The sequence below is a fragment of the Pseudoalteromonas sp. L23 genome, from assembly GCF_021728455.1.
In the GTDB taxonomy this organism is placed as follows: Bacteria; Pseudomonadota; Gammaproteobacteria; order Enterobacterales; family Alteromonadaceae; genus Pseudoalteromonas.
In genome coordinates this window covers 183,654-196,764 of sequence record NZ_JAKKCW010000003.1, presented here as the reverse complement: position 1 = coordinate 196,764, position 13,111 = coordinate 183,654, and the positions used below count along the sequence as shown (strand labels likewise).

13 protein-coding genes are annotated in these 13,111 nt (G+C 42.6%); 6 read left to right on the top strand and 7 right to left on the bottom strand.

Translation table 11 applies throughout. From position 1 onward, the window contains the following. Window positions 1-29: 29 nt before the first annotated feature. The 3 genes from zapE (at window position 30) to L3V43_RS07460 (ending at window position 2,172) form a co-directional block, all read left to right on the top strand. Window positions 30-1,112 (top strand): cell division protein ZapE, encoded by a 1,083-nt coding sequence (gene zapE, locus L3V43_RS07470; RefSeq protein WP_235367360.1) that lies wholly within the window; start codon window positions 30-32, stop codon window positions 1,110-1,112. A gap of 107 nt (window positions 1,113-1,219) precedes the next feature. Further along, entirely contained in the window at window positions 1,220-1,714 is a 495-nt protein-coding gene (locus tag L3V43_RS07465) for a hypothetical protein (RefSeq protein ID WP_235367361.1), read from the top strand. 26 nt (window positions 1,715-1,740) lie between these two features. Then, window positions 1,741-2,172: a nuclear transport factor 2 family protein gene (locus tag L3V43_RS07460; RefSeq protein ID WP_235367362.1), complete on the top strand. Its 432-nt coding sequence runs from the start codon at window positions 1,741-1,743 to the stop codon at window positions 2,170-2,172. A gap of 68 nt (window positions 2,173-2,240) precedes the next feature. Here L3V43_RS07460 and L3V43_RS07455 read toward each other — a convergent pair whose 3' ends face one another. The 5 genes from L3V43_RS07455 to L3V43_RS07435 all read right to left on the bottom strand — a co-directional run bounded on the left by L3V43_RS07455 (window position 2,241) and on the right by L3V43_RS07435 (window position 8,990). Beyond that, complete coding sequence (locus L3V43_RS07455) at window positions 2,241-3,437, bottom strand: alpha/beta hydrolase-fold protein (RefSeq protein WP_235367363.1); 1,197 nt, start codon at window positions 3,435-3,437, stop codon at window positions 2,241-2,243. Between the two features lie 238 nt (window positions 3,438-3,675). Then, window positions 3,676-5,463, bottom strand: a complete 1,788-nt coding sequence (locus tag L3V43_RS07450; RefSeq protein WP_237116318.1) for a CDC27 family protein — start codon at window positions 5,461-5,463, stop codon at window positions 3,676-3,678. Window positions 5,464-5,594: 131 nt separating this feature from the next. After that, on the bottom strand, window positions 5,595-6,491 hold the full coding sequence (locus tag L3V43_RS07445) for a helix-turn-helix domain-containing protein (RefSeq protein WP_237116319.1): 897 nt from the start codon (window positions 6,489-6,491) through the stop codon (window positions 5,595-5,597). 245 nt (window positions 6,492-6,736) lie between these two features. Next, on the bottom strand, window positions 6,737-8,020 hold the full coding sequence (locus L3V43_RS07440; RefSeq protein ID WP_010605367.1) for a DEAD/DEAH box helicase: 1,284 nt from the start codon (window positions 8,018-8,020) through the stop codon (window positions 6,737-6,739). Window positions 8,021-8,075: 55 nt separating this feature from the next. Then, the gene (locus tag L3V43_RS07435) at window positions 8,076-8,990 is read right to left on the bottom strand and encodes a dihydrodipicolinate synthase family protein (RefSeq protein WP_237116320.1); all 915 of its coding nucleotides are present in this window, start codon (window positions 8,988-8,990) and stop codon (window positions 8,076-8,078) included. Window positions 8,991-9,164: 174 nt separating this feature from the next. Here L3V43_RS07435 and L3V43_RS07430 point away from each other — a divergent pair, with 174 nt between their 5' ends. Next, window positions 9,165-9,818, top strand: a complete 654-nt coding sequence (locus L3V43_RS07430; RefSeq protein ID WP_029215798.1) for a DUF6058 family natural product biosynthesis protein — start codon at window positions 9,165-9,167, stop codon at window positions 9,816-9,818. A gap of 46 nt (window positions 9,819-9,864) precedes the next feature. Here L3V43_RS07430 and L3V43_RS07425 read toward each other — a convergent pair whose 3' ends face one another. After that, the gene (locus L3V43_RS07425; RefSeq protein ID WP_010373062.1) at window positions 9,865-10,119 is read right to left on the bottom strand and encodes a hypothetical protein; all 255 of its coding nucleotides are present in this window, start codon (window positions 10,117-10,119) and stop codon (window positions 9,865-9,867) included. A 457-nt stretch (window positions 10,120-10,576) separates the two neighbouring features. On the opposite strand from L3V43_RS07425, the gene L3V43_RS07420 reads away from it, so the two are divergent. Both L3V43_RS07420 and ykgO read left to right on the top strand, forming a co-directional pair. Then, entirely contained in the window at window positions 10,577-10,834 is a 258-nt protein-coding gene (locus L3V43_RS07420; RefSeq protein ID WP_010373063.1) for a type B 50S ribosomal protein L31, read from the top strand. 5 nt (window positions 10,835-10,839) lie between these two features. Beyond that, window positions 10,840-10,980: a type B 50S ribosomal protein L36 gene (ykgO, locus tag L3V43_RS07415; protein ID WP_010373066.1), complete on the top strand. Its 141-nt coding sequence runs from the start codon at window positions 10,840-10,842 to the stop codon at window positions 10,978-10,980. Window positions 10,981-11,035: 55 nt separating this feature from the next. Here the strand turns inward: ykgO and L3V43_RS07410 are convergent, their stop codons facing one another. Beyond that, a complete protein-coding gene (locus L3V43_RS07410) occupies window positions 11,036-13,111 on the bottom strand; it encodes a basic secretory protein-like protein (protein ID WP_237116321.1) in 2,076 nt (691 codons plus the stop codon).

The following is a 13,111-nucleotide window of genomic DNA, read 5'->3' as shown; positions in this document are numbered from 1 at the left end:
CGGATTAACTATTCCTATTTGCGGTGTCTATGTCAATCTCTAGCCATTACCAAGCACAAATTGAATGTGGAAATCTTACTCCTGATGCAGCGCAGCAAGCTGCAATTTCAGCTTTAGATGCCCTTTCTCGTTCACTCGCTAGTGGTCACTCGAATAAAGGCATCTATTTCTATGGCCCTGTCGGGCGTGGCAAGACAATGCTGATGGATTGGTTTTATGAATTCACTGACGTCACAGACAAAACTCGCCTACACTTTCATCACTTTATGCAACAGGTGCATAAAGAGCTCAATCAAATTCAAGGTGTGAGAGATCCTTTAAAGCGCATCGCCCAAAATTGGGCAGAGCAAACATCGTTATTGTGTTTTGATGAATTTTTTGTCACCGATATTGGCGATGCCATTATTATGGCGAGATTGTTTGAAGCCCTTTTTGAAGATGGCGTGACCTTAGTTGCAACCTCCAATTGCCACCCAACCGAGTTATACAAAGATGGACTACATAGAGACCGTTTTGAGCCAACAATTGCGCTGCTTATAAGTCACTGCGATGTCATATCTGTATGTGGTGAGACGGACCATCGATTTAGCAAAGGTACAACGGCAAACCACTACTTCGTCAACGATAAACAAGCGTTTTGGAACGCCTTTACTAATGTAGGTGGCATATTCAAACCGGGCATCCTTGAAATTAATCATCGTCTAATTAACGTGCTTGGCGCAAATGAAAGTGTAGCATGTTTTGATTTTATGGAGATCTGCTCAAGCCCTCGCGCAATCAATGACTATATTGAGCTTGCAGAGCAATTTAGCTGTATTTTCATCTCAGAGTTACCGCTACTGGGTGTCACCCCTGAAAACAAAGATGTAGCACAAGGGACAGAGGAAGGCTATATCCGCCCAAGTGATACAACACAAACTAGAATTGGTGATGATGAGGCCAGACGCCTGATTGCGCTTATCGATGAATGTTACGAAGCCAAAGTACTGGTTATTTTTTTGGCAGATGCGCCGATTGAGCAAATCTACCAAGGTGAGCAACTGGCATTTGCTTTCGCTCGCTGTATTAGTCGAGTGACAGAAATGCAAAGCTGGGCTCTTAGCGCCTGCTGAGCTTACAATTTTTGTCATTGTATAAATTACAACCGAGTGCTAACCTATTGCAAACAATAATAAAATGTATGTTTCTATGAAAAAGTTTCCCTTGTCAGAGAGTACTGGTGACAGTGACCAATCAACAAAAACAAGCTCAGCCCTTTATTCCTGACTCTTTTATGCCACCAACAAGGGTTAGCACATCGCATTTTTCTTTTACCGTGCTCAATGAGCAAATTGCGATAGTAGATTATGAGCTGGTGATGGCTAATCAAGCACGTTTGCAAGGCATATTTGGTCCGAATTCAGACTGGCCGAAAGCTTCTATGACTGTTGAGGAAAACATTGCGAGTTTAGCCACCCACAAGGAAGAATTTATGTCGCGAACGGCATTTGCTTATGCGGTTTACACCAGACACAGTGAAAAGTATATTGGTTGTGTCTATATCGATCCGCCGCAATCTTCAGATTTTGATTGTGATGTCTATCTTTGGATAGGAGCAGAAGATATCACATTGGATAACCTACTCTATCAAACAATTACTCATTGGTTAAAAACGGTATGGCCATTTTCTAAACTTGCATTTCCCGGTAGAAACGTTGCATTTAATACAGAGTAAAAAACAATAAATTAAGGAAAATCATAATGAAAGTTCGATATGCACTGCTGCCACTCATGCTGGTTTCAAGTCTTTGCTCCGCAGAAGCACTGAGCAACAAGGTTAGCGCTTACTTCGAGGCACAAAAAGCCGTTGAACACCAATATTCAAAAGAGTCTGATGTTACCCACCTACTTACGCTTTTGACGCCAGACGCCTCATTCGAGCACCCTCGCTTTAATGCCGTATTATCAAAAGAAGAATACAAAAAAGGCTTACTCAGCTATCTAGGCCAATACGGAAAATGCGATATCGAAGTCACAAACATCATTGAAGGACTTAATGCGGTGACCGTTGAGTATTTGCATCCTTGCGTTGATCAGCAAGGTAACACGGATGAAAAAGAAAATAAGCAAAAGCTTATGACACTGTTTGAGTTTAGCGGCGAAAAAATAAAGCGTATTCGCCACTATTTTTAAGTGGTAATAAATACTCAAAAAATAGACCACATGGATTACCTAAGTGGCCTATTTACGCATTTTGATTATCACTCACCAAGTAATTTAGTTAGCCGCTCTTTACGAGCAACAAAGACATCGTAGCCACCATCACCCTTTGATGACAATGCCAGCGCTTTGTTTACTTGCTCTAAAGATGCTTGGTATTGTTTGTCGGTTTCATAGCCATATGCTAAGCCGTTGTAGGCATCTGCATTATTTGGATAGCGTGAAACGCCAAACTTAAACAACTTAATTGCTTCTTTCACATTACCCATGCTTACGTGGTAATAGCCAAGCTCTCTGATCACGGCTTCCTGTGGCTCAAAAGCCTCGCCATATTGAGCAGACAGTTGTTGATAATACTTAGTAATAGAGCTCAATTCACCAGTATAAGCACGCGCAGGCATTCGGGTTGGCAAAAACAGCTTTTGATACGCGCTAAAAATACCAGCTGCAGACACAAGTCCATGAGGAACATTGTTGTAGGCCTCACTGAAAAAGCGCAAATCATGTGGTTGATTTGCTGCTAGAAAGCTCGCCATATCGTCGTATCTTTCGCGCATCACGCCGCCTTCCTCACCAATTGTGATATATAGAAAGTTATCTAACTGCTTCGTTTTGGAAATAAACGCTTTAGTACTCTTTGCTGTCGCGCCAAAGTTCCACCATACCGCTGGACTATAAGCAATGTGCGCTTGGAATAGCTCGGGCTTTGCCTGCAAAGCATAAAGAGCAAAAGTACCCGCTGCAGAAGCACCTGCAATAACTTTAAAATCATGAGTGCGATAGGTCTGGTTGACATAAGGAATAAGTTCAGTCTCGATAAACTCTAAAAACTTAGGTGCCCCGCCGCCAATATCCATAGGTCCTGCAGGCTCTTTATTCTTAGTTGGATAAAGATCTCTTAACCTGTCTGTATTTTCGATTGCAACAATAATAACTTCAGGTGCGGCAGAAACGTTTGCTCCTTGCAAACGCTCAAGTACAGCGGTCATCAACGGAAGGTTGCCTTTACCATCAAGGCGATAAATCACAGGGTATTTTTTATTGGAGTTGGTGTGATAATTTTTGGGTAGTTGAATTGTAAAAGTTCTCTTTTCATCAAGTACTTTTGACATCAAGGTTTTTGTTTGTTGCTCATATTCTTGCTTTGTCTTTTCTTCGGACTCTGCCATCGCAGCTACCGAAAAGAAAGCCGCTAAAGTCACAGCAAACAAGCACTGAACTGCCTTACCAATTCTCATTATTATTATTCCATTTAGTTGATTTCACTAACAAAGCTAGCATAATGGTTCAGGAATTGATAGCACCCCATGTCCCTCTTGTTGCTAGCTTACTTTTTAGATAGTCAGCGCATACACTTAAACGGAGAAATACAGCAAGGCGGCAATCACGAAGAAAACAACAATAACGCTGCTGCAGTTACCATTTCTGCCACTTCCTTTTATTATTTGGCCTAAAAAGCGTTCACTTACGCGATGGTTACTTAACTAAACCATCGACGTTTTTATCCAATACACTATAAATGGCTTTCATGGCGGGATCTACACCATTGAAGTAGCTCGTAGAGTCTGGCAATACCGGCATATGTGGTGCAATCCAAATACGGTGGTCTTCTGCGCGAGAAGTTTGATGAAACTGCGACGAAACGAGCCCAAACACCCCACTGAACGGTAAACGGAACCTTCCAGCTTCACCAATATGATTTGGCCGAGAGCCACTTGGTTCTCCAACCAAGATTGCATTGGTAAAACTATCGATATTGGTTAAGAGGTTTTGCGCTGCTGAAAAGGTATTACGTCCCATCACTACAAATAACTTGCCTGCTGGCTTTGCCGCTTCAAAATAAATAAGTGCCTTTAGTAATGGTGGTAAGATGGAGCCATTGCCACCACTATTGTGTCGTAAATCCAGCACCAAGTGGCTTACTTCACCGTGTTTTATTTTCTCTATTAACTCCGCACTAAATTGCGCTAACGACTGCGTTTTCATCTGTGCAACGGCATTAAACTGTACGTACAAAATCCCATTGCTTTTATCCACTTCGTACCAATAAGGTTTAGTGACGTTTTGCAGATATTGTGGGCTTTTTTGATGATTATCCGGCAAAGTCGGAAAGCCGCGAAATTCAAATGTTCGACCTCTAAGGCGAATGGTCTTTTGCGCGCTCTGTGCATTTTCTACCGTGATAGGCACCTCATTTGACGCATCGCTTAACTCTAGTCCTGCGAGTACTTCGGGCATGGCGAGATAATAAGGCGCAAGCCAAAGCTGCTGCATTTCATTATCTCGCGGATTAATTTCGGCAACTTTCGCCATTGCTTCTGCGGTTGGTGTTTGTCCAAAGGCTGTGACTTTATGGCCGATTAAATCGCTAAACTCAGCTTCAGCATCAACAATGTAAAGGCCATCGGTAAAGGCATAAAACTGCACTGGCAAACGAGTGAAATTCCCTTTTTCTCCGAAGGTTGGTACGATAAAGTTATGCCCGTTACCAAGCCTGCCTATCATTTGCATCATACCGAAGACAATTTGCTGATCAGTTAACTTGGGTATATCTGAGCGCAAATTATTTGCTAACGTAATTAAATCCGAGTTGTTACTTGCCTGCTCGTTAACATGCAACCGCTTAATTTCTGAGAGTAAGAAATCTAAATCCGCATTCCACTGCTGTTCCCGAGTGAGCGAAGTGTCTTTATGGTTACCTGTAAGACGCTGAAATTGCATATTATTTTTAATGGAGTCGAAAAAACTTTTATTTGCTAAGCTACTGCGTTCGTCGTACCGCGCTGACAAAGACTTACTCAGCCACTCATTAGCTTCATCTACTTTCCCCTGTGCGGCATACGCGCCTGCAATTTTTATCATAATGTCATTCGAGGGGCGCGAACCGGTAGGAATATTGGTTAGGTTTACACCCAGTGACAACGCCTTTTTCAGCGCAATGATAGCTTGCTCATAATGCCCTAATTGTATTTGCGTTAATCCCAATAGATACCAAGTGTCTCCGTCATCTTGATACGACTTAGTGAGCTTTTGCAGTTGTGGTAACGCCTGCTGCCAATTTTTGCTACGTACCAGCGCTAGTGCGTTGATCCGTGTATTTAGGTAATCCACCGGGGATTTAACATTTAGCTGCTGTGCAACATGCGCTTGTTCGCTCGTTGAGGTCAGCGCCCGAATAGGTTCAGCCTTTGCAGGCTGCGCGATAAGCAAACTACTAAAAGTCAGGCAAGTGGCCACATGAGTGAGAAAACTTGAATACATCATCTTTATCCTTGTTATCGATTTAACTCCAGATTACCTATAACAACTTTCTATGGCGTGCAATATCAGGATTTTGTACTTCTACGACTTTTAAAAAACACTCGAAATTAAATCTAAGTAATTGTTTAATATATTTATATTAATTTTGAAAATTGACTTGGAGTGTAACCCGTTTGCTTTTTAAAAACACTGTTAAACGAGGATTTTGAGTTAAACCCAGCATTCATTGCGAGCGCTAACAAGTTGGGCGTTGTTTGCTTTTCGCACTGTAGTTGCTGTTTTACCTCATCGACCCGCAGGCTATTGATATACTCATTAAAGTTGTAACCACCACAAGTATTGATGGCCCAAGAGATATCCTTTACCCCAAGTCCAATAACCTCAGCAACGTCGTGAATAGTCAGGCGTGGCTGTCGATATAAATAGTGCTGCATAATCGTGTTATGAATTGCATTGAATATCTCGGTTGGATCTTCTGACTGTTTGTCCACCTCATTGAACGTTATTTCTTGGGCTTGCGTTATAGAATCTTCGAGGTGTGGTTGATTGTGTACTTTGACAACTAGGTAAAGATTAATTGCAAGTAACCAAACTAAGTCAATAAAATACCAGAGTGCTTTAGTGCTGGTGTCGTTGTATGTTTGCATATTGAGTCTAACCAAATCCACCAGAGCAAAGATCACAAACAAGACAACCGTTGTTCTTATCCATTGTAAATCGCACGTGTTGACGTCCGCTCTGATCTCCGCGGATGCTTGCTGGTAAAAGCCAACAAGTTGCACCGTAAAAGCAAAATAAATCAACTGACTGGCAGTGCCAAACGCAATCACAAGCTGGGTGTATTCAGTAAATGGAAGCACCAGCAAAACAGGTAAGAAATGTACTAATCTTCGCTCTTGCTTATCCCGATTAGCATGCAGTAGATTTTTAAACAGAAAATAGACTAAAGGCCCAGTAGCTAGGGTAAATACAGGCGTGATAAGTAAATAGCTTCTAGCCCCTAACGCTTCTTCAGCAAAATTGGTTGTCATCAGCACACATTGACATAACAAATAGATGACGAGCATTCTTGCGCGTGGTTGATTGGCAAAAATTAACATTGCGAGGAGATAAGCCCCAAGAGAGACGAGTTGGATTACATTAACTGGAACAATGTGAAATGACTGAAGCACAAGCCGTATTTTTATAATTATTTTTCGCTATTGTACGCCACATTGGCTAAAAACAACAACGCCAGCGTGCTAGCTGGCGTTGTAAATAAAGCAAAAAAACAATTTTACTTCTTCTTTTGCTGCTTACGTACATTTGCAATACGAGAGCGGTTTTTTAATCTCGCTTCTGCACTTGCTTGATTCGAAGGCTTATTCACCCGCGCCTTACGACGTTGATGCGCGGGTTTCTTCTGGATAGTCTCAACCAGTCTTTCACGGTTTGCTACTTCGTAGCCCGGCAGATAATAGCGTGAAATTTGCTGCTCGATTAACTGCTCAATATGAATAAGATCAGATTCTTCTTCGCGGCTTACAAAGGTGATCGCATAACCAAACTGACCTGCACGACCAGTTCTTCCGATGCGGTGAACATAATCTTCGGCAAGATAAGGCACATCGTAGTTAACCACGCGTGGCAGGCCAACGATATCCAATCCGCGAGCTGCGACTTCGGTTGCAACCATAACGCGTACTTTGCCTTCGGTGAACTCTCTTAAAGCGCGACGACGAGCGCCTTGAGTTTTGTCGCCATGACATACATTTGCATCTATGCCATCAAGCTTTAACTCTTCAACTAGCTTGTCCGCGGTTTCTTTCATATTGACGAACACCAGCACTTGTTGCCAGTTTTTGGTCCCGATCAGCTCAGATAGTAACTCGCGCTTACGTTCTTCTTTAACTGGATAAACAACGTGGCGAACCGTGTCGGCTGTACTATTTTCTGGCGTCGCTTGGATTAACTTAGGGTGTTCCAACACTTGTTTCGCGAACTGCTTCATTGCCGACGGGAAAGTTGCAGAAAACAACAATAGCTGCTTTTGCTTATCCACCAGCTCAATGATTTTTTGCATGTCGGTGATAAAGCCCATATCTAACATGCGGTCAGCTTCATCTAACACTAAGTGTTTAACGTTACTTAACGTGACATTACCTAGGCGGATATGATCTAACAAGCGTCCAGGGGTTGCCACTAAAATATCCACGCCCTGCTTTAAGCGCTCAGCCTGGCCATTGGCGTTAACTCCGCCAAACAGTGCCTGCACTTTTAAGTCTGTGTACTTAGCAAATGTCGCACAGTTGTTGGCAATTTGCTCGGCAAGCTCACGCGTTGGCGCCAAAATCAACGCTCTTGGCGTCGACTGTGCTTCAGCCTCAAGCAATTTTTGGATGATAGGTAATGCAAAAGCTGCGGTTTTCCCTGTTCCAGTTTGCGCTGTTGCGAGCACATCACTACCTTGACGGACAGCTGGGATAGCCGCCTGTTGAATTGGCGTTAATGTATGAAAATTGATGTCTTGCAGCGCATCTAAAAGAGGCTGTGCGAAACTAAATGAAGAAAACGTTGCCATAATAACCTACGACCGAGTCAAAAACGGTCGCAGATTATAAATGACAAACCGACTTTTAACAAAACTTAAGCAAGGTTTCGTCAATTAATTTTGGTGTCGAGCCAACAAAGTCACTTTCTTTTAACTGAGAAAGGAGTTCAATCCCCTCTTTTTGCTGTGCTGGCGACAGTGGCACATAAGGCAATCTAAATACCGGTTTGACTGCGCCAGTCATAATCAAAGCTGAATTGATAGCAATTGGATTTGGTTCGCAAAAGAGCCAGTTCATTAACGGTTGCAAAGACTGGTTAAGCGCTTGGTTATGCGTGTCCATCAATTGCCTGAATAAGCCCGGAATGATGTTTGAAGCAACAGAAATAACGCCATGAGATTGGCTGTTATGACGGCTATCGTGGGCTTGATCATCGTTACCTGACCAACACGCAATGCCTTTCGCTTCATAGTGTGCGATACGCTCATCACCCGCACATTCTTTCATACCAACAAAATGCTTGTGGCTGGCCAGCGGCTCAATGATATCAGGCGTAATGTCTTGTCCCGTTCTGCCAGGCACGTTGTAAATAAAGCCAGGACCGATTTCCAAGACTTCTTTCAGGTGAGCCTTCACACCCGTAATTGAGGTTTTGCCATAATACGGATTTATTTGTAGTGCACAGTGCATACCTGATGCAAACCCATATTCAGTCGCTTTTTTTGCTTCTCTGGTGTTATTGCTGCCAGTGTTACCAACAATCAGCAGTTTATCGCCAAACTTATTCGCAGAATGGGCAATGAGCATTAAGTGCTCTTCCCAATTCATCAGTTGGCCTTCACCTGTGGTGCCACCGACAACAATACCATCGACACCGCCGGCGATTTGCGCTTCGACTAGCTTGTCGTAAGTATCTAAGTCAATTTCACCCGCCATTGTGTAAGGGGTTTTAATAGCGGTAATTAAGCTTGCTTTTTTTATTGATTGGATCTGATGCATGGTCTTTCTATTACTCTTCCAGTTGACAGCCATTTTTACCATAAATCTGACTGAGATCCGACCCATAAACCTGAGTAAATCGGTTAAATCTAACGAAATTTAACTTTAGTGCTTGTTATTTGCGTAAAGATCCAGCAAAATCAAAATCACTGTATATTTATCCAGTTTAATTTTATGGGACTGACACATTTTCTAAATACGCACTTTTATACCACTTTGGAGCTGAGCAGCAGCTTAAAGATACCTGAAGAACAGCTCTTAGAATGGCAACAAATGAGCCTATTCCCAAATCCGAGTTATAGTATTCAAAATCAAATTAAGTGTAGTTCGTACTTTGGCCTGTACGAATGTGAAGAATATACTGATTTTTATGCCCGAGGCCTACTCAATTGGGGGCAACTTTTACTTAAACATAAAGTAGATCAATCAAGTAGTGCATTTGAGTTATTTCAACAGCGTTACTGTGAAGCACTTACGAAATGTATTGAAAAAGGCTTTTACACCGAAGATCCAAGCTTTAGTGATGACCTTACAGAGCATGTACAGCAAGTTTGGCAACAGTTTTTATGTGGCAAGTATGGGGTGATCAGCCAAAATGGTCTCGTAGAGGAAGCACTTTATATTGACCTAGGCCGCGCGATTATCGACGACATTACAGAAGCAAGAACCGCCAGCAGCATTGCCCCAGAGCAACGTATTCAAGTACACAGCGCCATGAAGCTACTAAACAAAGCATTGGCAGCCAATACTCAAGCTGAGCAAACAGAATCGCTACGCACTCGATACATTGACCAATTGATTAGTAAGTACGACTTATCAATCAAATAATCTGCAGTCTGGCGCACAACCGTTTCGCCAGACAATCTATGCGTATTTATATTTGCTGTTCTATGTGCGCACGAATTATCTCAAATGCTTTTAAGACCTTTAACTGATCTTTACATAAGCTGTCGTACCAAGCATCGAACAGTTCATCATCTTGCTCACTGAGCGTTTGATACTGTGCCAGTAGTGTCACTATGTCACTATGTGTGCAAGAGAGTGTGTCTAATTCTTGCTGTAACGCGCTGTCATCGCTGCTGTGAAGCTTAGCCAAAATTGAGTTATCTAACTCAGCATGTTTATCCATAATAAATGCTCTATATCTGTATTGCGTTAGCGAACAAAGTACTTTCGCGAACGTACTAGGTTTTAATTATTTGCTAGACCTCTCTCATTTAGTGAAGGTTATTAACCGTTAAGCCAGCCTCAATTGGATCTCACTCTTTTATCTCATATCTATCAAACCAACAGGCTTACATCGATAGCTATATTCCAAAAAAGTCTATTCGCTACTATTCCGGTTAGGTGTCAACACCAATATGACTACTTGAGAAACTATCTAGAACTAGTTATATCAGGCAATTTTAAGGAAAGTAAGCCCCTTTTAATCAACTGCTCAAGATGCATTCAGTTTAGTTCCGCATGCGTCGACAAATTAGGCGTATCGCACTAAATAGCGGCAATGACAAATTAGTTGTTGAGAATAGTTTTTATTTGATTTATATTGATACAATATAACAACACATTATTTAGGAGTCGTTGTCGTGAAACCCAATATCCACCCTGATTATCAACTTGTTGCCTTCCATGATACATCGGTTGATAAGTACTTTATTGTTGGTTCAACCATTAAATCAGACAGAACCGTTGAACTAGATGGTAAGACTTACCCTTACTTCCCAATTGACGTCTCTAGTGCATCTCACCCTTTCTACACTGGTAAACAGAAGTTGGTGGCAAGTGATGGTCGAGTTGCACAATTTAACCGTCGCTTTAAGAACCTTGCGACTAAAAAAGGATAAACCAGATGAAAGTACTGAGCTCACTCAAAAGCGCTAAAAATAGACCGGGGTGCCAAGTCGTAAAAAGACGCGGTCGGGTTTACGTAATTTGTAAATCTAATCCGCGATTTAAAGCGGTTCAAGGTAAAAAGAAGAAGAAACGTTAAAGGTCAAAATAAGTACGTTTTAAAGGTGGGCATTGCCCACCTTTAAACTAAAAGGCTAGTCTTTTGCTTCCCACAATGAGAATTCGCCTAGTTGAATTAGCCTTCCGCTAGCGCCGCCAATTCCACCGCCTTCACGGGTATGCTCAAGTTCCAAACGATACTGGGTATACGCATTTGGACTCTCGATAGCAAAGCTATGGTATTCCATCGTATTAGGTAGTTCGTTGAACTGTTGAGTATCTAGCGTAATCCAATTCGTACCGTCATTTGAGCCCTGTAGCTGCCACGCATTAGGAAAGCGATGAGGGTTGTCTCCCGCTGTCGCTAATGAGTAGTATTTTGCTGTTTTAGCGCTGTCAAACACATAGTTAACCTGGGCCTTATCAACCTGTTTTATCGGCAACAAGTCAGGCGCATATTGTGCAAGCCAAGCGGGGGCTTCCAACACCACATTAAATTTAGAGATAATATTTCTATCATTAAGCTTATCTGCTCCCTCATTAAAAGGCACAAGTGCAGTACCGTTTGTTGTTACCTGAGTGCTAGTGGGTGCAAAGTTCTGATAGCCAAGTGGTACTGGTGGTAACTTACCGACGCTTGCAAGGTAGACTTGATACTCTTCAAATACCGTATCAATCCCACGTTGTTCACCAAATATAGATTTAAAAGCGGTGTCTAAACTCCACGCATCAAGCGTTTTTGCTGCCGCATTAAACTTACGAATAAAATCCGTGTTACGGTGACTTTTTTCTACCCACTCAAAGAAGAATGCTGTTTGATCGTAAGCATCAACATTGTAGTGTTCCATCCAGCGAACTCCACCGCGTCTATGCTCTAAGTAACCAGCATCTATTCGAATAAAGTTAGCTAGCGCTTCAAGATAGGTGTGATAATCCGTGCCTGGACGATATTCTCCTTCAGCCGGAACGTTGTTGTAACCATGGGTCAGCTCATGCCACAGCACGCCAATAACTTCGTTACGGATAGCCTCATCTCCAAGACCCTCTAGGTTGGCGATGTGCTTAACATCAAACCTAAGCTCCATAAATTTGCCTTCACCGGCCTTTGAAGCCGGCGCATCAAAGTCTCCGGTAATAAAAGTAACGTGCTCAAAAACGTTGATTTCGGTTACATTATTAAATAAGCGCTTGGCAATCTTCAAAGAAATCTCATGAATAAGGGCATTTAGGTCTGGTACCGCACGTTCAAGCGCCAGCTGTCCTGGGTGCTCTGGTAGTTCCTTTTTCACTTCGATTACAGGCTCTGGAAACCCAGCCCATGGCGAGGCTGGATCCCACACACGGATAAAGTCTTGCTGAACTAATGTCGCTTCCCCTTTGTCGTTACTCGCAACCAGTGTAATGGTTTTTGGCCCTAAAGCTTCAAACTTAACCAATGGGCTTTGCTCTGTACTTGTCGCAGGAATACCACCTTCAAACGTCCACTGCCAGCTAGTCGGGTTAACTAACGACTCATCTCTAAAAACAATATACTCAGAGACTTCTGGAGTCGTGTTTGTCGCATTAAATGCGACGATAGGAATATCCGATACCGTTTTGATTTCGAGTTCCGCTAGTTGCGTAATATCAGCACCATAGCTATCTGTACCACCATGTACTAAATCAAATTTGAAGTAGCGATACTTTTCGCCGCTTTCGGCCAATTCAAAATTGCGAGTCAGTCCTCGAGCAGAGAATATTTCTCCCGCTCTTGAGTCCAGCTCAATCCAATCTGATTTATCATTTGAGCCATATACTACCCACTGTTTTGGATCTCGGTTCGCTTCATCGTTTGCTGACGTAAAGCTATATTCTCTAAGTTCAATCTCTGTAGCGGCTTTAAACACTACAGTGACGTTTGACGCAAAAGCCAGGAATTTTGTACTCGTGTTAGCGTCGATAAGTTTGTCGACACTTTCACCTGCGGGCGAGGCTTGTACACCATCCGCTAAAATAGCCTCAATCTCAACCCCAGTATCTGAGGTGATATTACGCAGTGCGCCAGAGTCTGGCTGCCCGGATGATTGAGTTTGCTCTGGCTTATCACGTTCAACAAATTCAGACCCATCATTACAGCCTATTAGTGTCGCAGCGACGGCCATTGCCACCGCTGATAGCATTAATTTTCTCAT